Below are 21,291 nucleotides of genomic sequence, written 5' to 3'. Positions count from 1 at the left end.
TGATTCTGATGAGGGCGATCATTAAAGGCGATGAAGCCCCAAGACCTTAAGTGGTTTCGACTGGGGTGGTGAAGACCGTCAATACACCGGTATACCCATAGAGGTGGTGGTGCGCAATTTCTCCGCTGGCAAAGAAACCGACCAGCGGCACATCACCTAGCGCATGGCGAATCCATTGCAACTCTGCACTCGGGCCGCCAAAGTGGGGGCCGCCCCTGCCAGAACAACTGACATACACAGCGCCGGCAATGCGTCTTGCCGGATGCGGCGCCGCTTCTGCCTCGCTGGCAGCCAAGGCCGTGGCGATTTCTAAGCTCAAAGTTTCAGGTTCAAGCTCTTCTCTAATTTCTGCACAAATTCTGCGCAAGTCTGATTTGGCCGCTTGCAAATTCATTTGGCAAAACGCCAGTTTTTGACCTGCTTCTACGTGATCGGCAATGGCGACGCCTTTGCGCGCGGGATCGAGGCCAACGATATGCCGCACCCTGACATCCAAGCCCAAACTGCCGGTTCTTCCAACGGCATTCTGTCCGGCAGATGTGAGGCCCACCAAAGTGGCTCGAACCGCTTGCAAGGCCGTTTGCGGCTCATTCAAAGACACATTCAAATCGGCCAACAAAGTGTCGAGGGCGGGTTGGCCATCGAGCGCATAGATGACATGGCCTTCGGCCTCTGTAACTTCCCGCTCCTTGCTGATGGGCGCACACCCCTGCGTCACGCGTGACAAAATTTGCACATCTGAATTGAAAGCCACACCGCTGAGGCCGCCCTTCAAAACCCCTTGCGCAGGGCCGGTGTTTTCGGTCACGGCAAATTGCATCGTTTGATGCCGGCTTGCTGACAGTCCCCCGAACAAATAACCCGATGCGGTTCGTCCCGACATTTCTGCAATGAGCTCGGCCAAATCGGGCGTCATGGGATCGGCGTGAACCAAGGCGGTGTGCGCTTTGAATTCGGCGTGCAAGGGCTGCGCACCTGAAAAAACACGGTATTGATGGGCAGGCAAATCGCACAGCATGAGGGCCATGCCGGGTTCATCGAAATACTCGGCGTTGTTAGCAGCCACCCCCACACCCACTGTGCCCGACCAATCTTGGACCATGGGCAACTCGTCACGCAAGTGCGCCAGGATGTCGGCTGCGCTTTGCGCGTAATGATCGGTGATGTACAAAAGGCCAAGGCAGGGTTGAGACGCATGGCCAGGCAAAGTCATTTGGGCACGGAGCTGCGCAATGACCAGGCCTGCGGCCATCAGCCACTGGGGGTGGGTGGCATGACCAAAGGGGAACAAATTCATACTGATCAGCTGGCTGATTTTGGGACGGCTTGCGATGCCGGCTTGGCTGGTTTTTTGGCGCGCGTGCTGCGGGTCTTCGCCGTGCTTGCCTTGGTTTTTCTGGCTACTTTGGGCTTGTCTTTGAGGGCCTGCGCCGCCACATCCTTGACGGCAGCAGCCGCAATGTTTTGAAACTGCTGCGTGAGCGAACCCCACCACTGCATGGGATCTACAGCGGGGCCATTGTCTTTGGTACTGCTTGACGCAGATTCGGCGTTGGCACTTGAAGCCTGCGCTGCTGGCTCTGCCGTTTCATTGGCTTTCGTCTCTTCAGCCGCTGCGGCAGCTTGACCCAAGTCGGGCATTTTGGCTGTGAAGGCTTTGGCCAAATCTTGCATGTTCACGTTCATGCCCTGCAAAGTAGACAGCGTCATTTTTTGCACCTCCAAAGCTTGGATGGTGGCTTTGAGGGCGTTGGTGTTTTGCTCTAACCAAAATTGAACCGTCTTGAGTTCTTGAATGCGCTTGTCCAACTCCTCCACATTCATGGTGGGGGCGACCCAACTGGCCATGTTGGGCATGCCCTGGGGTGAGCCCTTGGCGCCAGGATTGGCGGCTTGGCCCAGGTTTTGTAAAAAGTCAAAGCCAGGCACAAATTTTCCAAAACCGAATGCAGAGGTGTCGCTCATGGTGGGCTCCTACAAGTGTGTATTTGCCAGAAGCTTAACGCATGGACAAATGGCGTCAACTTGGCGACCTAAGCCCAACAGATCTCAGCTAAGCTTCAGCTCTTCATAAGGAGATCTCTCATGCTGACACTCTGCGGCTTTGGCGCCAGCAACTACTACAACAAAGTGAAACTGGTCTTGTTAGAAAAAGACATCGCTTTCGACGAAGACTTGAAATGGGTGGGCCAAGTTGAACTGGATGCCAGCCCCTTGGGCAAAGTGCCTTACTTGAAAACGGACGAAGGGACTTTGTGCGAGTCAGCCGTCATGGTGGAATATTTAGAGCACAAATACTCCGCACACCCCCTGTTGCCCAAAGACCCCTTTGCAGCGGCCAAGGCCCGCGAACTCCACATCTTTCTAGATTTGCATTTGGAATTGGTGGCGCGTGAACTTTACGCAGAAGCCTTTTTTGGCGGCAAGGTGAGCGATGCAGTGAAAGAAAAAGTGGGCAAGCAACTGCAAAAGAATGTAGCTGCATTTGCCAAAGTGGCGAAGTTTGAACCTTTCATTGGGGGCTCAGAATTGACCTTGGCCGATTGTGCTGCTGCTGTCAATTTGCCGCTTGTGACGGCGGTTAGCAAAACCATTTATGGCAATGATTTTTTAGCCGACTTGCCCGTCAAGAGCTATATGAAGATGTGGTCCGAGCGGCCCAGCATGCAACGTGTGCAAGCTGACCGCAAAGCCAACAACGAGCTTTTCTTAGCCCGGATGCAAAGCAAGCCCTAAGCGCTTTGGCAGCGGTTTAAGTTTAAAACTGTGGTGGTCGGCGATCGCGCAAACTGGCGACGCCTTCTTTCACATCGGGTCCAGCAAATCCCATGAACTCCAAGGCCAGTGACGCATCAAAGCTGGGGCCTGCTTGGCGCAGCCAGTTGTTCAAAGCGTATTTGGTCCAGCGGATGGCTGTTTGGCTGCCATTGGCCAAGCGGTCGGCCACCTCATAGGCTTTGGGCAGCAAATCTTTTTCCTCCACCGCCAAGGACACCAAGCCCATGCGCTCTGCTTCTTCGCCGCTCACGGGCTCGCACAGCAAAAGGTAATACTTGGCCTTGGCCATGCCACACAGCAAGGGCCAAATGATGGCCGCATGATCGCCCGCGGCCACGCCCAAACGCGTGTGACCATCCACAATCTTGGCGGTCTTGCTGGCAATTGAAATATCGGCCAACAAGCCGGCTACCAAACCTGCGCCCACAGCCGGTCCGTGCATGGCACTGACGATGGGTTTGTCGCAATTGATCACGTTGTAAACCAAGTCGCGGGCTTCTTTCCATACGCGCGTGCGAATGTCAAAGTCGCGCGCCATGTCTTCCACCAGAGCCAAGTCGCCGCCGCCCGAAAAACCCAAACCTTCGCCGCGCAAGACGGCCGCACGCACAGTTTCATCGCGAGACACATCGCGCCAAATTTCAGCCAACTCCCAATGACCTTCATGGCCAGCCGTGGGCAGCTTGCCGTTGCCACCCGGGCCACCGGCTTTCATTTGGATGTCCAAAACTGTTTGATTCGCACCTCGGCGCGTGATGTTCAGTGTTTTGTATCGGCTGTAGTCGATGGTGTCCGTCATTTTCTGAGTCCTCAGTCTTTACCCAGTTTGGCATCGGCGGGTGCAATTTGCTGATCGATGGCGCCAAACACGCTTTGACCGTCTTTACCCTTCATTTCAATTCGAATGGTGTCACCGAACTTCATGAAATCGGTGCTGGGCTTGCCATCTAATATGGTTTCAATGGCGCGCTTCTCGGCAATGCAGCTATAGCCTTTGGCCCACTCGGGCTTGCCATTGACTTCAACGCTTTTGTTGCTGACCGTGCCGCTGCCCACAATGGAGCCTGCACGCACGTTGCGCGTCTTGCCGATGTGGGCAATCAGTTGGCCAAAGTGAAAGGTCATTTCGGGGCCCGCTTCACACATGCCCACTTTGCGACCATTCCATGTCGATTGCATCGTTAAATGCACGCGGCCATGGTCCCACGCGTCACCCAATTCATCTGGCGTGACGGCCACAGGGCTAAAAGCAGTGGCAGGTTTGCTTTGGAAGAAGCCAAAACCTTTGGCCAGTTCGTTGGGAATTAAATTTCGCAGGCTGACGTCGTTGGCAATCATGAGCAAACGAATGCCGTCCAAGGCATTCTCGGGCGAAACGCCCATGGGCACGTCGCCCGTGATGACTGCCATCTCAGCTTCAAAATCAATGCCAAACGCTTCATCGGGGCAAATGACTGGATCGCAAGGGCCCAGAAAATCGTCACTGCCACCTTGGTACATCAAGGGGTCTTTGTAGAAACTTTCTGGCACCTCTGATTTGCGTGATGCGCGCACCAGTTCCACATGGTTGATATAAGCTGAGCCATCTGCCCACTGATAAGCCCTGGGCAAAGGCGCCATGCAAAGATTGGGATCAAACGGAAAAGCATGCCGCGCCTTGCCGTTGTTCAGGGTTTGGTACAAGTCCTCCAATTGAGGCGCTATAAAGTTCCAGTCGTCCAAAACTTGTTGCAGGCGTTGAGCGATGCCAGTCGCATAATGAGCGGTACTGAGATCGCGAGACACCACCACCAATTGGCCGTCACGCGATCCGTCTTTGTAGGTTGCTAATTTCATAAAGCCTCTTCGATTCTTTGCAATGGTTTCACTTCACTTGTTCAGTTTAACCAATCTGAATCTGGCGCCCCCAGGTCGGAAAAAATTAGCGGCCTTGGCGCTGTTGGTCTTGACCGTCCATCTTTGGCTGTTGCTCAGCTCTGGCGGCAGCCTTTGGCGGCTACATTCTGAATCTCAAAAGTTAGGGCCCTTGCAAACTAGGGTTGTTGCCCCCTTATTGCCCGCCACACCGGCACCTTCAAAGACAGCGCCTGAGAATCATCAGCCACCGCTGAAAAAACCACTTCCTAAGCCTCTTCCTAAGCCAATACCTGCGCCGATTTCAAACCCCACAGCGGAACCAGCTGGCATCTCTGCCATCGCTTCCGCAGCCTTGCCGGAACCCGTCATCGCACCTGAAACTACCCCTGAACCAGCCCCTGAACTCGCCCCTCAAAAAGCCCCAGAAACAACAGCTGCAACCACCGAGCCGGCAGAGGTGCCTCCCCCTCAAATTGCCCAAGACAAAGCCTTGGTTGCCAAAGCGGAGAATTTCCCAGACAACCTTCAAATTAACTACAAGCTCACTGGGCAAGAGCGTGGTTTGAACTATTACGCCTCGGGCTATTTGAAATGGCAAGCCAACCCAGCAAGCAGTTCGCCTCGCAACTATGAAGCCGAATTGCGCGTCAGGGCTTTTCTCATAGGCAACCGTGTGTGGCGCAGCCAAGGCTTGCTGACCGAAGACGGCTTGGCGCCCAAACGCTACAGCGACAGTTTCCGAGGTGAGCGCGCGGCCCATTTTGATTCGGCCAAGCGCACCATCAGTTTCAGTGGCAACACGCCCAGTACATCGATGCAATCGGGCGCCCAAGATCAGGTGAGTTTGTTCATCCAAATGGCGGCTGCGGTTTCAGCCCAAAATTTCAAGACGGGTTCCGAGCTCAACATTCAAACGGCCACCACACGTGACGCCGTCAATTGGCGCTTGACCTACCAGTCTGACGAGGCCATTGAAGTCAAGGGAGAACGCATAGAAACGCAAAAATGGGTGTGCTTACCCCGAGGCAAGTTTGATAGCCGAATTGAAATGTGGTTGTCCAAAACGCACGGGGGCTTGCCGGTGCGCATCAAAATTACCCAAGTCAGCGGCAACTTCATTGACATGGAAATGAGCGGCACTGAAGTACCGGGACCCTTGGCCGAATGAACCTGCCTTGTCAGTTTTTCACAACCCTTGAAAAAATTTACAAAGGCCCTATCTAAATGGCATTCACTTCAGTCAGAATGACACCATGAACTTGTTGTACGAATCCGAATCTTTTGCCGTCATGCATGTGTTGGCCAACGAAACCGGTGAGGCGCCACCCGTCTCTCAAGCGCCCACCCTAGAGCGCCATGGTTTTGAGATTGTCGACAAGCGCTCCGGCAAAGAGGTCTACCTCGATGGCTCGTGGGCAGAAATGTTCCAAATGCACATCCAAGCTTGGCAACAAAACACACCCACCCAAGAAGAAGTTGAAGACACCCTAGAGAGTTACACCGGCTTGGCACAGCAGCCGGTGGTGGTTCACTGATTCTGTTCTAGGGCCACCCAACGGTAGAGCGGCACCACAATCAGTAAGACCGCAACCAACCGGCACACCTGAAATGCCGTCACGATAGGCGCACCCAAACCCAACACTTTGGCCGTGATGGCCATTTCGGCAATACCGCCTGGCGAGGTGCCCAAAATTAAAGTCGCCGGATGCAAGCCTGTCCCCCAAGCCAAGGCCCAGCCAAATACGGCCGACAACAAAATCATGCCCATGGTGCCGAGGGCCACGGTCAATAACCACTTGGGCGCGGTTTGAATAAATTCTCGGCGAAAGCGCACCCCCAAACTGATGCCAATGAAGAGCTGCGCCAAATTGGACAATTCTGAGGGGATGGCCGTCCACTGAATGCCCATCAGGGTCAATGTCATCGCAACGACCAAGGGACCCATGAACCAAGGGTTGTTGCGCTTGATGAGCGTCATGAACAGCGCGCCAACACTGGTGGCCAAAGCCAGGTAAACAAGGCCGGTCCAATGCCAGACTTTGGGGCCGGGCATCAAATTGCTGTCCACTTGCAAACCCCAATGCGACTGAACCCATTGCATGCCAAAGGGCAAACAAATCACCACCATGACCAAGCGCATGCTGTGCGATGCGGCTACCAGATCCGTGCGCGCACCATAGCGATCGGCCATGAGCGTCATTTCAGAGGCGCCGCCAATGGCGCCCGCAAAATAACTGGTCGCCCGCATTCTGGGGGCAGACAACTCGGGCATGTCCTTGGCATTTTGGCGATGCAACCACAGGCCAAAACCAAAGCCAAGCGCCAAGGCCCAGCCAATGCCCAGCAAAATGGCCCACCACAAGCTGACCACCAAGTGCCCCACATCGGCTGTGAAATACAAACCCAGGGCGCAAGCAATGACCCACTGACCGACGTTGCGCAAATAGATCGAGCTGCGCATCGGTGCACCGCCAATCGACAGGGCAGCCGTGCACAACAAAGGCCCCAACATCCAAGGAATGGGTGTGCGCAGCCACTGGGCCAACAGGGCCGCGGCCGTGGCCAGAATCAGCGTCAAGCTAACTTGGTAAATGGATTGGAAATGTCGCAAAAAAGCTGCCGAAAAGGTGAGATCTCAATGCTTGGCAGTTTAAACCCGTCCTCCGCCATGCCTTGGATAAGGTTTGAGCGCCTCATTTTGGCAAAGGGCCCTTCTCCCTGCGACAATGTCGTCCATGAATCACGCATACATCCTTACCCTTTCCTGCCCCGATAGAACGGGCATCGTGCACGCCGTTTCGGGTTTTTTGCTGGAACGCGGCGGCAACATTGAAGAGGCTGCACAGTACAGCGACCATGCCACCGGTCTGTTTTTCATGCGGGTTCAGTTTGCTTGCGATCAGGTGAGTGAGGCCGATTTGCGCAGCCAGCTGGGTACTTTTGCCACAGCTTTCCAAATGACTTGGAATTTGCACAACACCACCCAGCCGATGCCTACGGTCATTTTGGTCAGCAAAGAAGGCCATTGCCTGAACGATTTGCTGTTCCGCTGGAAAAGCGGTTTGCTGCCAATCGACATTCGCGCCATTGTCAGCAACCATCGCGAGTTCTACCAATTGGCCGCCAGTTACAACGTGCCGTTCCATCACATTCCCGTCACTGCGGCCAACAAAGCCGAGGCTGAAGCCAAACAGTACGAGATCATTCAATCGGAAGGCGCCGAGTTGGTAGTGTTGGCGCGCTACATGCAAATTTTGTCGGACGACCTGTGTCGCAAATTGTCGGGTCGGGCCATCAACATTCACCATTCGTTCTTGCCTAGCTTCAAAGGCGCAAAACCGTACTACCAAGCGCACGACCGCGGCGTTAAATTGATTGGCGCCACAGCGCACTACGTGACAGCCGACTTGGACGAAGGCCCCATCATTGAACAAGATGTGGCGCGAGTGGACCACTCCAAAACCGTTGAAGATTTGACCACGCAAGGCCGTGACACCGAAAGCCAAGTGTTGGCCCGCGCCGTCAAGTGGCACAGCGAACACCGTGTGCTCCTGAACGGCCACAAAACGGTCATCTTCAAATGATGCTGAATTGTCTTTTTTAAATTGACCTTTTTGAAAAGATCGCCATGAACGCCCTCACCAACTTAGAAGCCCTGTCCCGTGCCGATCGACAAGCGCAAGTGGTGCAAGCCTTAAGCAAAGTGCTCCCCGCACATGCTTTGCTGTACACCCTAGAAGACACCGTGCCTTATGAGTGTGACGGCCTGACGGCTTACCGTGAGCGCCCCTTGGTGGTGGCTTTGCCCGAAAACGAAAATCAAGTTCAAGCGGTCTTGAAAGCTTGTCATGCACTGGCCGTGCCTGTGGTGGCACGCGGCGCAGGCACCGGTTTGTCGGGCGGTGCTATGCCGCACAAATTGGGCGTCACCTTGTCCATGGCCAAGTTCAACAACATCATGAAGGTCGACCCCGTGTCTCGCACTGCAGTGGTTCAGTGTGGCGTTCGCAACTTAGCCATTTCAGAAGCCGCAGCGCCCCACGGTTTGTATTACGCCCCCGACCCTTCCAGCCAAATTGCTTGCACCATTGGCGGCAACGTGGCGGAAAACTCTGGCGGTGTGCACTGCTTGAAGTACGGCCTGACTTTGCACAACGTGCTCAAGGTCAAAGGCTTCACCATTGAAGGCGATGCCGTTACGTTTGGCAGCGACGCGCTAGACACCAGTGGTTTTGATTTGCTGTCTGTGTTGGTGGGCAGCGAAGGCATGTTGGCCATCACGACTGAGGTCACCGTCAAGTTGGTGCCCAAACCCCAATTGGCACGTTGCATCATGGCCAGCTTCGATGACATTCGCAAAGCTGGCGATGCCGTAGCGGCCGTCATTGCAGCTGGCATTATTCCTGCCGGCCTTGAGATGATGGACAAGCCCATGACAGCGGCTGTCGAAGATTTTGTGCATGCTGGTTACGACTTGAATGCAGAAGCCATTTTGTTGTGCGAAAGCGATGGCACGCCAGAAGAAGTCGAAGAAGAAATTGGCCGCATGAGCGATGTGCTGCGCGGCTGCGGTGCCACGGCCATTGCGGTCAGCAAAGACGAGGCCGAGCGCTTGCGTTTTTGGAGTGGTCGCAAAAATGCATTCCCGGCTTCAGGCCGCATCAGCCCCGACTACATGTGCATGGACTCCACCATTCCGCGCAAACGTTTGGCCGATATTTTGTTGGCCATTGCCGAGATGGAAAAGAAATATCAATTGCGCTGCGCCAACGTGTTTCATGCGGGCGATGGCAACTTGCATCCGCTCATTTTGTTTGATGCCAATGACCCTGATCAGCTGCACCGCTGTGAGTTGTTTGGCGCCGATATTTTGGAAACCAGTGTGGCCATGGGCGGCACTGTTACGGGCGAGCATGGTGTTGGCATTGAAAAACTCAACAGCATGTGTGTGCAGTTTTCTAGCGAAGAGAACGAGCAAATGTTTGCCTTGAAAAAGGCTTTCGATCCAATGGGTTTGCTCAATCCAGGCAAGGTGATTCCCACCCTGAACCGCTGCGCAGAATACGGCAAGATGTTGGTACGGGGCGGGCAAATTTCTCACCCCGATTTGCCAAGGTTCTAAACCATATTCAAAAAACCAAACCCAGCTTAGCGCTGGGTTTTTTCATTGCCGTGCGCCAAAAATGGCTGTGCCCACACGCACGCAAGTACTGCCCTCGGCAACCGCCGCTTCCAAATCAGCCGTCATGCCCATCGACAGTGTGTCTAGCGTCAGTCCCGCAGTTTTCAAGTGGTCGAACAAGCGCTTTGCTTGTTGATGCACTGCACGCGCTTCTGCTTCTGTTTCAGCAGGCTCAGGAATGGTCATGATGCCGCGCAATTGCAAATGCGGTAACTTGGCAACGTCTTGTGCCAAAGCAAGCAAATCTTCTGGGGCAACACCCGATTTGTTGCTGCCGCCATCGACATTCACTTGCAAACAAACTTGCAAAGGTGTCAGGTGGGCGGGTCTTTGCGCAGACAAACGCTCTGCAATTTTCAAGCGATCGATGCTGTGCACCCACGCAAAATTTTCGGCCACCAGCTTGGTTTTGTTGCTTTGAATCGGACCAATGCAATGCCACTCCAAAGGCAAATCTGCCAATGCAGCGATCTTGTCAACGCCTTCTTGAATGTAGTTTTCGCCAAACGCCAGCTGTCCGGCGGCATAGGCTTCGCGCACGGCTTGGGCGGGCATAGTTTTTGAGACCGCCAACAATTTGACGGTGTCTGACGCGCGCCCCACAGCCTGACATGCAAGCTCAATTCGCTTGCGGACTTGGGCCAGATTGGCTGAAACTGAAGTGCTCATGGAACAAGCTTACCAAATCTGAGTCAGCGAAGGAAATTCAATGGATTGGCAACACATCTTGCGCATTGCGAGAAACAGCGGCGCGTCAGATGTGCATTTCTCAACGGGCCAAACACCTTGGCTTCGAGTCGACGGGCGCATGCTGCGCTTGCAAGACGCAGCTGCGGATGCTTCTGTGCCATTGTTAGAGGCAAAAGATATCGAACGCATCTTGTCCTTGCTGCAAGTGAACTCAGAGTTTCACCATGTTGACTTTGCCGTGACTTTGCCCGAGCTGGGTCGTTTTAGGGTCAATGCCTTTCAACAAGCGCGTGGGCCCTCGATAGTTTTCAGATTGATTGCAAACACCATCCCTACGCTTAAGGATCTAGATGCTCCAGCCTGCCTGCAATCTTGGGCGCATCAAACTTCTGGCCTCATCTTGGTCACGGGGCCTACTGGCTGCGGCAAATCGACGCTGCTGGCCGCCTTGTTGCAACACATCAATGCCCATCGCTCAAGCCATATTTTGACTTTGGAAGATCCCATCGAATGGCTTCATACGCCCGCACAATGTTTGATTCAACAACGCGAACTGGGCCGCGACATTCCAGATTTTGAATCGGGCCTGCGTGCCGCTTTGCGTGAGGACCCGGATGTCATTTTGATTGGCGAGCTGCGCGACACCCTCAGCATCCGTTTGGCATTGACAGCTGCCGAAACAGGCCATTTGGTTCTCGCTACTTTGCACACAGCCAGCGCACCCCAGGCCATCGATCGATTGGTCGATGCATTCCCATCCAGCGAAAAAGAAGGGGTTCGCCATTTGTTTGCCGAATGTTTGGTGGGTGTGCTGGCCCAAACTTTGTGCCCCCATGCCAGCGGCACTGGCCGCGTGGCCGCGCACGAGGTCATGGTGGGTACAACGGCCGTACGCCATCTCATTCGGGAGGGTAAAGTGACTCAGCTTTACTCGCAGCTTCAAACAGGGCAGTCGGTTGGTATGCAAACCCTAGACCAAAGCTTGATGCGCCTTTGCCATCAGAGAAAAATAAGCCCAGCCACACTGCAAGAATTTAGCAAATACCCCCAAAATCTCAATCTGGTGGACAATCCTCAACCTGAACTTCACACACTTTCTTAAAACCGCTTAACTGAGACAACAACCATCATGAGCAGCTTGAACGCAAAAACTTACGAAACAGCCCCTTCTCAAAACGTCGCCTTCTTGGGCCTTGGCGTCATGGGCTATCCCATGGCCGGCCATTTGGCACGTGCAGGCCACGCTGTCACTGTGTACAACAGAAGCGCCGCCAAAGCAGCGGCTTGGTGCCAAGAGTTTGCCGATTCAAAGCAGCCCGCACATGCCGCCACACCCCGTGAAGCCGTTCAAGATGCTGACATTATTTTCTGCTGCGTGGGCAACGACGACGACTTGCGCGCTGTCGTTTTGGGGGCTGATGGCGCCTTTGCAGGCATGAAAAAAGGTGCCATTTTGGTCGACCACACCACAGCCTCCGCCAATGTGGCACGTGAGTTGTATGCCGCGGCCAAAGCGCAAGGCCTGCACTTCATTGACGCGCCCGTTTCTGGCGGTCAGGGTGGCGCGCAAAATGGTTTGCTGACCGTCATGTGCGGTGGCGATGCCAATATTTTTGAAGCCACCAAGCCAGCAGCCATGGCTTTTTCCAGAGCCTACACCCTGATGGGTGAGTCCGGTGCGGGTCAGCTGACCAAGATGGTCAACCAAGTTTGCATTGCGGGCTTGGTGCAGGGCCTGTCAGAAGCCATTGCGTTTGGTCAAAAAGCCGGCCTCGACATGAATTTGGTTTTGGATGTCATTGGCAAAGGTGCTGCACAAAGCTGGCAAATGGACAACCGCGGTAAAACCATGGTGGCCGGTAAGTTCGACTTTGGTTTTGCTGTCGATTGGATGCGCAAAGATTTGGGTTTGGTCATGGACGAAGCCAAGCGCAATGGCGCACGCTTGCCCGTGACGGCTTTGGTGGATCAATTCTATGCAGACGTTCAACAAATGGGTGGCCAGCGTTGGGACACTTCCAGCTTGATCAAGCGCTTAGGCTAAATAGCTAGGCAATCAAACAAAAGGGGCTCTGATTTCTCAGAGCCCCTTTTTTGATGCCGAACTGATTCTTGACTGAACAGCTTAGAGTTTGGGTTGTGATTGTGGTGAAAGTGGCTGTGCACTGATGCGCTTGAGTTCTTCTTCAGTGATGGATTCAAAGACACGCACCACTTTGTTCACGCCACTGACGCTGCCATTGCGAGCGATTTCTGTGGCGCGCTGTGCCTCGCGCGGTGTGACACGACCCATCAAATAAACCACGCCACGTTCAGTGACGACTTTGAAGGCGTTGGACTGCAGGTCTTTGGCATCCAACAACAAGGCCTTGATTTGACCTGTGATGATGATGTCTTTGGAACGCTGAGTTAAGGAACTGGCAGGCTCGATGGCCAAATCATTGACCACAGAATTGACGTTTTCTTGGCTCTTGGCCAAGCGTTCTGCGCGCTCCCTTTCGGCAGCAGAACCCACTTCACCCGTCAACAGCACCATGCGGTTGTAACTGGTGACATTCACATGTGCGCCAGCGCTGAGGTTTTGGCGCAAACCCTGCGCTGTACGCAACTCAATGCCTTCGTCTTCCAATTGAATACCCGTGGTGCGGCGGTCAATGGCCACCAGACCACTCATGACAGCACTTCCCACAACAAAGGGCGCACAAGCCGTCAAACTGCTGAGCACCGACGCGGCGGCCAAGCTTGCTAACAGGAAGCGTTTGGAATTGAAATTCATTTGAGGGGTCCTTTGAAAACTGTTTGTATTTTATATGCGTGCATGGTGGGAGATTTCAATGGGGCGACAGATTCATTCTGAAACCGCATCGGGATCGCCCATAAGCTGGGCATCCACACCATCACAGAGGCAATGCAAGGCCAGTTGCTGCACTTCCCGAATTCTGGCGGCACGGTCATGGGGAATACCAACGTGCACGTCCGTTTCTCGAAGCGCCTTGGCCACCGCACCGCCGCCCTTGCCCGTGAGTGCAATGACGCTCATGTCGCGCTCGTGCGCAGCGTGCAGTGCCCGCATCAGGCCTTCCTCTTCACCATTGACGGTGAGGAGCAACAAGACGTCACCTGCTTGTCCCAGTGCGCGCACCTGCTTGGCCAAACTGGCATAAGCCGGATCACCCAAGCCTTCGTGACGCAATGCAATAGCGGCCAGCTCGGGGCGTTCGCGCTCAAAACCACCCACAAACAAACTCGCAAAATAGTGCGCCAAGGCGGCCGAGCTGCCCTCGCCGCACACCAAGACTTTGGCGCCACTGGTGACACAGGCCATGAGGGCTTGAACGCCCGCATCCAATGGCTTGGCCAAAGTTTCGGCAGCCTGGTACTGCAGGTCGGCACTGTCGATGAAATGTTGCTGAATGCGCAGGTCTAACATGGTCTGAATGATACCCGCAGCACATGGCTTTGGGACAAGCCAATTACCAAGCGTCGGCATCAAAAGCGGCCTTCTGCCAAAAGAGGCCACTGGCCTCCCAAGCCACTACGTCAAACCGAGCGGGCGGCAACTGCCGCCAACGCCACAAAAAATAGCGGGCCGCAAAAATAATGCGCCGCTGTTTGGTGCGACTGACACTGCCCAGGGCCCCTCCAAACCGAGGCTGCGCCCGCTTTCGAACCTCGACAAACACCACCGTACCGTCAGATTCTTGCAAAATGAGGTCAATTTCGCCACCACCCCTGCCAGGCGTTCGATAATTGCGCATGAGCAAACGCAAACCCTGTTGTTGCAAAAATTCAAGCGCCGCATCTTCAGCCGCATCGCCTGTTTGCTTGGTGGTTGGTTTGGTGGTTTGCATGCCGCTTTGATCTGTTGGACCGAGGAACCCCATTGACGTCAACTTCTGAAAATTCTGCAACGCCTGAAACGGCAAGCTCAGTGCCGCCTAGCACTGGCGGGGCTTTGTCATCGGTGACGCCGGTGTCATCTATTTCATCGGTGTCATCTGTCTCATCTGTCTCATCTGTTTATGGCAAAGCCTTCCAAGCCGCTCGCGAAGCAGTGGGTCCTCAAAACCACCCCGCCAGCACACTGTATGTGGTGGCCACCCCGATTGGCAATCTGTCAGACATCACCTTGCGTGCTTTGTATGTCATTGAAAGGGCCGACACGCTGGCCTGCGAAGACACTCGACACACCCAACAACTGTTGCGTGCTTATGGTTTAGATCGCAACAGCGCTCAATTGCTGGCTGTGCATCAACACAACGAAGCCGAGGCCGCCGCACACGTCATTGCGCGTTTGGCACAAGGTCAGCGTGTGGCTTATGTGAGCGATGCCGGCACACCCGCCATCAGCGATCCAGGTGCGCGCCTGGTTGCGGCGGTAGCGGCGGCCGGCTATCGTGTCATGCCCTTGCCAGGCGCCAGCAGTGTCACTACGCTGTTAAGTGCAGCGGGCATGACGGGAGAAGGTGGCTTTGTATTCACAGGTTTCTTATCGTCCAAGGCCACTGAGCGTCAACGCGCCGTTGAAACTTTGCAAGGTGAATCGCGGGCTGTTGTATTGTTAGAAGCACCGCATCGCATTGAAGCCTTGGCGCAGGCCTTGTCTAGTTTGGGTTCTCGCTTGATCACGGTAGGTCGTGAGTTGACCAAACAATTTGAAACCGTGCACACGGTCGAAGCACAAAAACTACCGGCTTGGTTTGCCCAAAAAGCCGACCACGTGCGCGGTGAATTTGCGCTAGTGATTCATGCCTTGGACAAACCCAAACAAGACAACAGCGACGCCTTAGATGCAGACAGTTTGCGCACGCTTAAATTGCTGCTGACAGAGTTGCCTTTGAAAACCGCCGTCAAACTCACCAGCGACATCACTGGCGCCTCCAAGAACGTGGTCTACGACACCGCGCTCAGTTTGAAAAAAGGCTTGGACTGAACGCGAGGCACTGAACGCGAGGCACTGAACGCGACGCACTTAACGCAACGTACTTATCGCTTGCGCAGTCCCAGCCACATCACCGTGCCCACCACCAAGGCTGCGCCCACCAACTGAATGGGGGCAATGGCTTGGTCAAGCAGTGCCCATGCCAGGGTCAAGGCAAACACGGGTTCGACGTTCATGATGGCCGAGTTGCCCACCACACCCAAACGGGGCAACACAGTAAACAAAATGGTAAAGGCTGTACCGTACAAAAAGCTCAACATGCCCAGACCCCACCAGCCTGCAGGGGCAGTGGGCAAATGAAAACCACCTTGACTGAGAGCCGCTGCCACGGCCAACACACCCACCAAAGACATCGAAGAAAAGGTGCGAACACGGCCGTCTAAGCCAACCGTTTCGTGCTGGGTATAGACCAGCGCCAAGCCAAAGGTGGCAGAAGCCGCCAATGCAAAAGCCACACCACTGCCAATTTGGGCCCAATGTTCTGACGCACCCAAACCAGAAGCGGCACCCATCACATCCAGTGCCAAAGCCAAACCCACCAAGATAAAGGGCATGCTCCAGAGCACCGCTTTTTCGGGTTGGTGCTTGTAAAGCACACGCGCCCAAAATGCGGTGGACAAGGGGTAGGTATTGAAAGCCAACAAGGCCAAGGCGACAGGCAAGCGGGCGACCGATGAATACAAACACACGCTCTGAACGGCAATGATCAGGCCGATGAGGGGCAAGTATTTTTTGTGATGAGCTTCAAGTTTGATTTGAACTTTCTGTTGCCACAAAATCAAACCAACCACCAAGGCCGTCAAGGCACTTCGAAAACTCACAGCGGTCATCACGTCCACGCCATTGTTGAACGCAAAGCGCGCCGCCACATGGTTGGCGCCCATCATGAAGGCCACCAACAACAGGGTGGCAAATGCCGTCACAGACAGGGCTTTGGTTTTTTCAGTCATGCGCTCATTGTGCGGGATAGAGGCCGTGGACGCTGGCATGCAGGCGACTGAGGCCCAGAAGCGCGTCGGTATAAGGTGTACTGACACCGGATAATTGTCCCAACTCGCGGACGCTGCTGACCAATGCATCCAGTTCCACAGTTTTGCCAGCCTCAACGTCTTGCAACATAGATGTTTTGAATGCCCCCAACTTCAGGGTGACCGCGTGTCGGTCGTCAGGCGTTTGGGCAATCGGAATGCCGATTTTTTCACCGATGGCTTTGGCCTCCAGCATGACTTTGGACACAAATTCGCGCACCAAATCATCTTTCAAAATGAGGTCGGTGGTGGCACCCGTGATGGCGCTGATGGGGTTGACGGTCATGTTGCCCCAAAGTTTGTACCAAACATCTTTTTGAATTTGGGCAGAGGCGCTAGCAGTAAAACCTGCTGCTTGCAAATGCGCCACCAACTGTTGCACACGTTCGCTCACTTGGCCGTTTTGTTCGGCGGGCTCACCCAATATCAATCCCTGCCCAAAATGATGGCGCACCACACCTGGCGCTTCCATTGAACAACTGGCATGCACCACACAGCCCACCACATGATGCGCTGGAATGGCTTTGGCGATGCGGCCTTCGGGGTCGATGGTGCTCAGTGTGGCGCCTTGCAATGTGCCCCCAAAGCCTTGGAAGAACCACCAAGGCACGCCATTCATGGCCGTCATCACCATGGTGTTGGGTCCTAGCAAGGGTGCAATGCCTTGCGCCACATCCGCCATGGCAGGCGCTTTTACCGCAACGATGACCAGATCTTGCGGCCCTAAATCTACAGGCTGCGCAGAGACTTTGACTTGGGCTTTGAGAGTGGCATCGGCCGCTTGCGTTTGGACACATTGCAGTCCATTTTTTTGCAAGGCTTCTAAATTGGCACCCCGCGCCACCACACTCACTTCGTGGCCTGTTTGCGCCAAGTGTGCGCCGATCCAGCCGCCAATGGCGCCTGCGCCGTAGATGCAAACTTTCATAAACGATAGCTTTCTTCAGGGCGCACGATGCTGCGGTCGACTTGCCGAATCAGGGCATCGAGCACGTCGTTGCCGGCGCCGTGGTTGGGACTGAACTGCAATGCGTCGCGCGTGCATTTGGCGGCTACGTCTTCGCTCACAGGAATGACGGCTTGTGGGCCACCCATGCTGAATGTGGCCAATTGAATTTCACAGGCACGTTGCAAGGTCCACAAAATGGCAAAGGTTTGCGGCAGTGTGGTACCCCATGACAACAGACCATGGTTGCGCAAAATGACGGCTTGCTTGCTTCCGATGCTGCTTAACAAACGGGGCGCTTCATCGGCATGAATGGTGATGCCTTCGAAGTCGTGGTATGCAATCATGTCGTGCAATTGGGCGGTGTAGAAATTGGTTTGCTGCAAACCCTCTTTCAAACACGCCACTGACACACCAGCTGTGGTGTGCGTGTGCATGACGCAATGGGCACCCGGCAAGCTGTCGTGAATGGCAGCATGGACGGTGAAGCCCGCAGGATTAACGGGGTATGGTGAGCCATCCAAGACCTTGCCCTTGATGTCAATTTTGACCAAGTTGCTGGCCGTGACTTCGCTGTAATGCAAGCCAAAAGGATTGATCAGGAAATGCTTTTCTGCGCCACTCACTTCCTCAGGCAATCGCAAGGTGATGTGGTTGTAAATCATCTCGGTCCAGCCCAAGAATGCAAACACGCGATAGCAAGCCGCCAGTTGCACACGCGCTTCCCACTCTTTGGGATGAACTTCATGCTGCAAAGAACGAACCGTAGGCAGTTGATGAGACAACATGATCAATACACCTGGCCTGTGGTGGGCAGCTCAATACCGGCATTGGGTTTGAATTTTTTGACCAACGCGGATGTTTGGCGCACCAAAATTTGGGTATCCAAACCGACCGCTACAAACAAAGCGCCCAAAGACAAATAGTGTTTGGCTTGCGCTTCATCTGGCGTCAAAATGCCGGGTGCCTTGCCAGCCTTCAGAATGCGCGCAATGGCGTCTTCGATGGCGGCCTGAACCTCGGGGTGGCTTGGGTTGCCCACATAACCCAAGGAAGCCGACAAGTCTGCCGGCCCAATGAATACCCCATCCACACCGGGTGTGTTGGCAATCGCATCCAAGTTCTTTAGAGCCTCGCGCGACTCGGCTTGTACCAGCAAGCAAACTTGCGCATTGGCCTCTTTGGCGTAATTGGGAAATATGCCCCAGCGTGAAGCCCGCGCGCCAGCCATACCGCGAACACCGCCTTGGCCGTCGTCTTGCGGATAGCGCATCGCTTGCACACACTGCGCCGCTTGCTCTGGCGTGTCCACCATAGGAACAAGCAAGGTTTCAACGCCCAAATCCAAATATTGCTTGATCAACGCGGTGTCGCCCACAGGAACGCGGGCAATTGCGTTGTTGGCTGGATACGCGGCGATAGCCTGAAGTTGTTGCTGAATCGTTTGCAAATTGTTGGGTGCATGTTCGCCATCCACCAACAACCAATCGAAGCCAGCCATGGCGCACATTTCTGCGCTGTAACTGTTGGCCATGCCCAGCCACAAACCAATTTGCGCTTGCTTTTCAGAAATGGCTTTTTTGAAACGATTGACAGGAGTTTTCATGTGGCTTCTTTCAGTTAAATTTAAATTGCAAACGACCTAAGGGGCCGTAGTCTGCGTCGAACACATCACCCACTTTGGCAGGGACCGGTTTGGTGAAGGATCCCGCCAAAACAATTTGACCCGCCTTCAAGTGTTCACCCCAAGGCGCCAACTTGTTGGCCAACCATGCAATGCCCACCGCAGGGTGTCCTTGTACACCTGCTGCCAAACCCGTTTCTTCCACCACGCCATTCAGTTTAAGGATAGCGCCGCACCAAGGCAAATTGGTGGTCAGTGGATTGACTTTTTCTGCGCCCACCAAAATGCCGGCATTGGCCGCGTTGTCGCTGATGGTGTCAAACACTTTGCGCATCACTTTGGTGTGACGGTCAAATTGCTCGATGCGTGAATCGATGATTTCGATGGCGGGTGTCACGTACTCAGTGGCGGCCAACACTTGCTCTACTGTGACATGGGGTCCTTGAAGGTCTTGCTTCAAAACAAACGCCAATTCCACTTCAACACGCGGCACCACAAAGTCTGTGTAGGCAATGTCTAGCACTTTGCCGGGCGTGCAGGTGTACAACATGCTGTCGAGCAAGGTGCCGTAATCGGGTTCGTCAATTTGACTGGCCTGTTGCATGGCACGCGAGGTGAGCCCAATTTTGTGGCCAATCACTTGTCGGCCTTGGGCCAATTGCAAAGCCACCCAAGCACGGCTGACGCGGTAACCATCTTCGATGGTCATTTCTGGAAAGCGTTTAGAAAAATGCTCTACCTGCTTGCGTGTGGTTTGTGCTTGCTGCAATTCAGCAGCCAATTCTGCAATGCGTTCAGAATCAAACATGTCTGTCTTTCAAAGGGCCGCAAACAAGGGATGGATGTTGCTGTGTTTGTGATCAAACACTTCAGGCCCCACATCAATTTGCAAAGTGATGCCGATGTGCCGCTTGGCAAAGAGTTGGGCAAAATGTTTTTTGGTCACCTCGACCAATAACTCGCCAGCATGCTGTTGCGTGGCTTCGCTGCGGCCTTTGCCCATGCGCACATTCAAATAAACAAAGGCGTAATCTTCAGAGCCGCCATGTGGGTTGTTGTCAAACTGCGCAGCCTTGCGCCCCGCGGTGCCACCATCGGCCACCGCATAGTGAGGCGCTGGATAAGCCAACACGCGCGTACCGCCTGTCGGAAATACTTGCTTGCCAGCTTCATCGACCACCGTCAGCATGGCGTCGGCCAACTCACGGCACAACACTTTCATATTGGTTTCGGTCTCGAGCTGACCGGTGTACAGAATGACCAAATGGGGCATGGGAAGGCTTTCTAAATGAATTTACAAACGGCTTGCGCCTGCTGCATAAACCGCAGAAGGATCTTTCAAGCTTTTGAGGTTGAGGCTGGTCACCGCTTGTCCATTTGCGTCCAAGACTTCAGTCACTGGAAACACCGCATTGATTTGTCCTGTGCCTGAACTGGGAAAGTATGGCGTGACCACTTCAGCTTTGCCTTGATATTGATCCCAACCCAGCAAGCCCAACAACATGGCGGTGTCGTGCATAAAGCCTTCGCCATGACCTTTGGCGGCGTATTCGGGCAGCATGGCGCAGAAAGTTTGCCAATCGCCGCGCTGCCACATCTCTACCACGCTGTGGTCTAACTGCTCTAAGAACGGGCTCCACATTTTGTTGGCGTACTCGGGGGCTAAACCATTTTGTGCAAAGCGGTGCGACAAAGAGCCGCTGGCAAAGAAGGCCACCTTGCCGTCGTAGTGTTGCTCTACGGCGCGGCGCATGGCCCAGCCCAGTTGGGCGCTTTCGGCCAAGGAATGCACCATGCACAGCGCCGACACCGAAACGACCTTGTAGTGCCGGTCGCTATTCATGTAGCGCATAGGTACCAACGTGCCATATTCCAAAGCCAAGCTGGTGTGCTCGTGTGCCAAAGTGGTCACGCCGGCTTCATTGCAAGCCTTGGCCAAGATGTGGCCCAGCGCGGGATTGCCATCGTACTCGTACGGCATGTTGCTGATGAAGTGCGGCAACTCATTGCTGGTGTAGTTGCCTTTGAAATGCGCGGCATTGTTCAGGTGGTACGCCGAGTTCACCAACCAGTGCGTGTCAAACACCACGATGGTGTCTACACCCAAAGCGCGGCAGCGTCTGTCAATTTCGTGATGGCCATCGATTGCGGCTTGGCGTGTGCCTTTTTGCGGACCGTCCAGCTCGCTCAAATACATGGACGGCACGTGCGTGATTTTGGCCGCGAGTGACACTTGTCCCATGC

Annotated in this window: 24 protein-coding genes; 8 read left to right on the top strand and 16 right to left on the bottom strand. The window is 54.4% G+C overall.

Going from position 1 to position 21,291, the window contains the following annotated elements:
• Positions 1-46 precede the first annotated feature (46 nt).
• Both AMM03_RS12975 and AMM03_RS12970 read right to left on the bottom strand, forming a co-directional pair.
• Entirely contained in the window at positions 47-1,297 is a 1,251-nt protein-coding gene (locus tag AMM03_RS12975) for an FIST signal transduction protein (RefSeq protein ID WP_090132270.1), read from the bottom strand.
• Between the two features lie 5 nt (positions 1,298-1,302).
• The gene (locus AMM03_RS12970; protein ID WP_090132268.1) at positions 1,303-1,965 is read right to left on the bottom strand and encodes a PhaM family polyhydroxyalkanoate granule multifunctional regulatory protein; all 663 of its coding nucleotides are present in this window, start codon (positions 1,963-1,965) and stop codon (positions 1,303-1,305) included.
• Positions 1,966-2,085: 120 nt separating this feature from the next.
• On the opposite strand from AMM03_RS12970, the gene AMM03_RS12965 reads away from it, so the two are divergent.
• On the top strand, positions 2,086-2,736 hold the full coding sequence (locus AMM03_RS12965) for a glutathione S-transferase family protein (RefSeq protein WP_090132267.1): 651 nt from the start codon (positions 2,086-2,088) through the stop codon (positions 2,734-2,736).
• A 22-nt stretch (positions 2,737-2,758) separates the two neighbouring features.
• On the opposite strand, the gene AMM03_RS12960 is transcribed toward AMM03_RS12965, so the two are convergent.
• Complete coding sequence (locus AMM03_RS12960) at positions 2,759-3,577, bottom strand: enoyl-CoA hydratase/isomerase family protein (RefSeq protein WP_194942895.1); 819 nt, start codon at positions 3,575-3,577, stop codon at positions 2,759-2,761.
• Positions 3,578-3,588: 11 nt separating this feature from the next.
• Positions 3,589-4,614 (bottom strand): fumarylacetoacetate hydrolase family protein, encoded by a 1,026-nt coding sequence (locus AMM03_RS12955; RefSeq protein WP_090132265.1) that lies wholly within the window; start codon positions 4,612-4,614, stop codon positions 3,589-3,591.
• A gap of 373 nt (positions 4,615-4,987) precedes the next feature.
• Between AMM03_RS12955 and AMM03_RS12950 the strand changes: the two genes are divergently transcribed.
• Both AMM03_RS12950 and AMM03_RS12945 read left to right on the top strand, forming a co-directional pair.
• A complete protein-coding gene (locus AMM03_RS12950) occupies positions 4,988-5,803 on the top strand; it encodes a DUF3108 domain-containing protein (RefSeq protein ID WP_194942894.1) in 816 nt (271 codons plus the stop codon).
• Positions 5,804-5,888: 85 nt separating this feature from the next.
• On the top strand, positions 5,889-6,170 hold the full coding sequence (locus tag AMM03_RS12945) for a BTH_I0359 family protein (RefSeq protein WP_090132262.1): 282 nt from the start codon (positions 5,889-5,891) through the stop codon (positions 6,168-6,170).
• On the opposite strand, the gene AMM03_RS12940 is transcribed toward AMM03_RS12945, so the two are convergent.
• Positions 6,164-7,213: an AbrB family transcriptional regulator gene (locus tag AMM03_RS12940; protein WP_369793714.1), complete on the bottom strand. Its 1,050-nt coding sequence runs from the start codon at positions 7,211-7,213 to the stop codon at positions 6,164-6,166. The genes AMM03_RS12945 and AMM03_RS12940 overlap by 7 nt on opposite strands.
• 157 nt (positions 7,214-7,370) lie before the next feature.
• On the opposite strand from AMM03_RS12940, the gene purU reads away from it, so the two are divergent.
• The gene (gene purU, locus AMM03_RS12935; RefSeq protein WP_090132259.1) at positions 7,371-8,219 is read left to right on the top strand and encodes a formyltetrahydrofolate deformylase; all 849 of its coding nucleotides are present in this window, start codon (positions 7,371-7,373) and stop codon (positions 8,217-8,219) included.
• Between the two features lie 44 nt (positions 8,220-8,263).
• On the top strand, positions 8,264-9,757 hold the full coding sequence (locus tag AMM03_RS12930; protein WP_090132258.1) for an FAD-linked oxidase C-terminal domain-containing protein: 1,494 nt from the start codon (positions 8,264-8,266) through the stop codon (positions 9,755-9,757).
• Between the two features lie 42 nt (positions 9,758-9,799).
• On the opposite strand, the gene AMM03_RS12925 is transcribed toward AMM03_RS12930, so the two are convergent.
• Entirely contained in the window at positions 9,800-10,486 is a 687-nt protein-coding gene (locus AMM03_RS12925; protein ID WP_090132256.1) for a YggS family pyridoxal phosphate-dependent enzyme, read from the bottom strand.
• A gap of 40 nt (positions 10,487-10,526) precedes the next feature.
• Here AMM03_RS12925 and AMM03_RS12920 point away from each other — a divergent pair, with 40 nt between their 5' ends.
• The gene (locus AMM03_RS12920) at positions 10,527-11,609 is read left to right on the top strand and encodes a type IV pilus twitching motility protein PilT (protein ID WP_090132254.1); all 1,083 of its coding nucleotides are present in this window, start codon (positions 10,527-10,529) and stop codon (positions 11,607-11,609) included.
• A 27-nt stretch (positions 11,610-11,636) separates the two neighbouring features.
• Positions 11,637-12,551, top strand: a complete 915-nt coding sequence (locus AMM03_RS12915) for an NAD(P)-dependent oxidoreductase (RefSeq protein WP_194942893.1) — start codon at positions 11,637-11,639, stop codon at positions 12,549-12,551.
• Positions 12,552-12,632: 81 nt separating this feature from the next.
• Here the strand turns inward: AMM03_RS12915 and AMM03_RS12910 are convergent, their stop codons facing one another.
• From AMM03_RS12910 to AMM03_RS12900, 3 genes are all read right to left on the bottom strand, one after another.
• Positions 12,633-13,283, bottom strand: coding sequence for a BON domain-containing protein (locus AMM03_RS12910; protein WP_090132250.1), 651 nt, complete (start codon positions 13,281-13,283; stop codon positions 12,633-12,635).
• 72 nt (positions 13,284-13,355) lie between these two features.
• Positions 13,356-13,937: an SIS domain-containing protein gene (locus AMM03_RS12905; RefSeq protein ID WP_090132248.1), complete on the bottom strand. Its 582-nt coding sequence runs from the start codon at positions 13,935-13,937 to the stop codon at positions 13,356-13,358.
• 43 nt (positions 13,938-13,980) lie between these two features.
• On the bottom strand, positions 13,981-14,391 hold the full coding sequence (locus tag AMM03_RS12900) for a YraN family protein (protein ID WP_090132246.1): 411 nt from the start codon (positions 14,389-14,391) through the stop codon (positions 13,981-13,983).
• Between the two features lie 107 nt (positions 14,392-14,498).
• Here AMM03_RS12900 and rsmI point away from each other — a divergent pair, with 107 nt between their 5' ends.
• Complete coding sequence (gene rsmI / locus AMM03_RS12895) at positions 14,499-15,440, top strand: 16S rRNA (cytidine(1402)-2'-O)-methyltransferase (protein WP_090132334.1); 942 nt, start codon at positions 14,499-14,501, stop codon at positions 15,438-15,440.
• Positions 15,441-15,493: 53 nt separating this feature from the next.
• Here the strand turns inward: rsmI and AMM03_RS12890 are convergent, their stop codons facing one another.
• The 7 genes from AMM03_RS12890 to hpaD are packed head-to-tail and all read right to left on the bottom strand — an operon-like array spanning position 15,494 to position 21,289.
• Positions 15,494-16,399 (bottom strand): DMT family transporter, encoded by a 906-nt coding sequence (locus AMM03_RS12890; RefSeq protein ID WP_090132245.1) that lies wholly within the window; start codon positions 16,397-16,399, stop codon positions 15,494-15,496.
• A gap of 4 nt (positions 16,400-16,403) precedes the next feature.
• Complete coding sequence (locus AMM03_RS12885) at positions 16,404-17,405, bottom strand: 2-dehydropantoate 2-reductase (RefSeq protein WP_090132243.1); 1,002 nt, start codon at positions 17,403-17,405, stop codon at positions 16,404-16,406.
• Positions 17,402-18,211: a class II aldolase/adducin family protein gene (locus AMM03_RS12880; RefSeq protein WP_090132242.1), complete on the bottom strand. Its 810-nt coding sequence runs from the start codon at positions 18,209-18,211 to the stop codon at positions 17,402-17,404. The genes AMM03_RS12885 and AMM03_RS12880 overlap by 4 nt, the downstream gene beginning before the upstream one ends.
• A gap of 2 nt (positions 18,212-18,213) precedes the next feature.
• Entirely contained in the window at positions 18,214-19,029 is an 816-nt protein-coding gene (locus AMM03_RS12875) for an aldolase/citrate lyase family protein (protein ID WP_090132240.1), read from the bottom strand.
• 10 nt (positions 19,030-19,039) lie between these two features.
• A complete protein-coding gene (gene hpaH / locus AMM03_RS12870; protein ID WP_090132239.1) occupies positions 19,040-19,855 on the bottom strand; it encodes a 2-oxo-hept-4-ene-1,7-dioate hydratase in 816 nt (271 codons plus the stop codon).
• 9 nt (positions 19,856-19,864) lie between these two features.
• Entirely contained in the window at positions 19,865-20,320 is a 456-nt protein-coding gene (locus tag AMM03_RS12865; RefSeq protein WP_090132237.1) for a 5-carboxymethyl-2-hydroxymuconate Delta-isomerase, read from the bottom strand.
• 21 nt (positions 20,321-20,341) lie between these two features.
• The gene (hpaD, locus tag AMM03_RS12860) at positions 20,342-21,289 is read right to left on the bottom strand and encodes a 3,4-dihydroxyphenylacetate 2,3-dioxygenase (RefSeq protein WP_090132236.1); all 948 of its coding nucleotides are present in this window, start codon (positions 21,287-21,289) and stop codon (positions 20,342-20,344) included.
• Between the last annotated feature and the right edge of the window lie 2 nt (positions 21,290-21,291).

Origin of the sequence: Limnohabitans sp. Rim11 (genome assembly GCF_001269365.1) — a bacterium.
GTDB lineage: Bacteria > Pseudomonadota > Gammaproteobacteria > Burkholderiales > Burkholderiaceae_C > Limnohabitans_A.
Note: the sequence above shows the minus strand (reverse complement) of the source record. Positions and strands in the feature narration are given on the sequence as shown.

Excerpts from the sequence above, each read along its gene's own strand:
- AMM03_RS12975 (WP_090132270.1), bottom strand. The coding sequence starts at position 1,297 with ATGAATTTGTTCCCCTTTGGTCATGCCACCCACCCCCAGTGGCTGATG.
- AMM03_RS12970 (WP_090132268.1), bottom strand. The coding sequence starts at position 1,965 with ATGAGCGACACCTCTGCATTCGGTTTTGGAAAATTTGTGCCTGGCTTT.
- AMM03_RS12965 (WP_090132267.1), top strand. The coding sequence starts at position 2,086 with ATGCTGACACTCTGCGGCTTTGGCGCCAGCAACTACTACAACAAAGTG.
- AMM03_RS12960 (WP_194942895.1), bottom strand. The coding sequence starts at position 3,577 with ATGACGGACACCATCGACTACAGCCGATACAAAACACTGAACATCACG.
- AMM03_RS12955 (WP_090132265.1), bottom strand. The coding sequence starts at position 4,614 with ATGAAATTAGCAACCTACAAAGACGGATCGCGTGACGGCCAATTGGTG.
- AMM03_RS12945 (WP_090132262.1), top strand. The coding sequence starts at position 5,889 with ATGAACTTGTTGTACGAATCCGAATCTTTTGCCGTCATGCATGTGTTG.
- purU (WP_090132259.1), top strand. The coding sequence starts at position 7,371 with ATGAATCACGCATACATCCTTACCCTTTCCTGCCCCGATAGAACGGGC.
- AMM03_RS12930 (WP_090132258.1), top strand. The coding sequence starts at position 8,264 with ATGAACGCCCTCACCAACTTAGAAGCCCTGTCCCGTGCCGATCGACAA.
- AMM03_RS12925 (WP_090132256.1), bottom strand. The coding sequence starts at position 10,486 with ATGAGCACTTCAGTTTCAGCCAATCTGGCCCAAGTCCGCAAGCGAATT.
- AMM03_RS12920 (WP_090132254.1), top strand. The coding sequence starts at position 10,527 with ATGGATTGGCAACACATCTTGCGCATTGCGAGAAACAGCGGCGCGTCA.
- AMM03_RS12915 (WP_194942893.1), top strand. The coding sequence starts at position 11,637 with ATGAGCAGCTTGAACGCAAAAACTTACGAAACAGCCCCTTCTCAAAAC.
- AMM03_RS12910 (WP_090132250.1), bottom strand. The coding sequence starts at position 13,283 with ATGAATTTCAATTCCAAACGCTTCCTGTTAGCAAGCTTGGCCGCCGCG.
- AMM03_RS12905 (WP_090132248.1), bottom strand. The coding sequence starts at position 13,937 with ATGTTAGACCTGCGCATTCAGCAACATTTCATCGACAGTGCCGACCTG.
- AMM03_RS12900 (WP_090132246.1), bottom strand. The coding sequence starts at position 14,391 with ATGGGGTTCCTCGGTCCAACAGATCAAAGCGGCATGCAAACCACCAAA.
- AMM03_RS12890 (WP_090132245.1), bottom strand. The coding sequence starts at position 16,399 with ATGACTGAAAAAACCAAAGCCCTGTCTGTGACGGCATTTGCCACCCTG.
- AMM03_RS12885 (WP_090132243.1), bottom strand. The coding sequence starts at position 17,405 with ATGAAAGTTTGCATCTACGGCGCAGGCGCCATTGGCGGCTGGATCGGC.
- AMM03_RS12880 (WP_090132242.1), bottom strand. The coding sequence starts at position 18,211 with ATGTTGTCTCATCAACTGCCTACGGTTCGTTCTTTGCAGCATGAAGTT.
- AMM03_RS12875 (WP_090132240.1), bottom strand. The coding sequence starts at position 19,029 with ATGAAAACTCCTGTCAATCGTTTCAAAAAAGCCATTTCTGAAAAGCAA.
- hpaH (WP_090132239.1), bottom strand. The coding sequence starts at position 19,855 with ATGTTTGATTCTGAACGCATTGCAGAATTGGCTGCTGAATTGCAGCAA.
- AMM03_RS12865 (WP_090132237.1), bottom strand. The coding sequence starts at position 20,320 with ATGCCCCATTTGGTCATTCTGTACACCGGTCAGCTCGAGACCGAAACC.
- hpaD (WP_090132236.1), bottom strand. The coding sequence starts at position 21,289 with ATGGGACAAGTGTCACTCGCGGCCAAAATCACGCACGTGCCGTCCATG.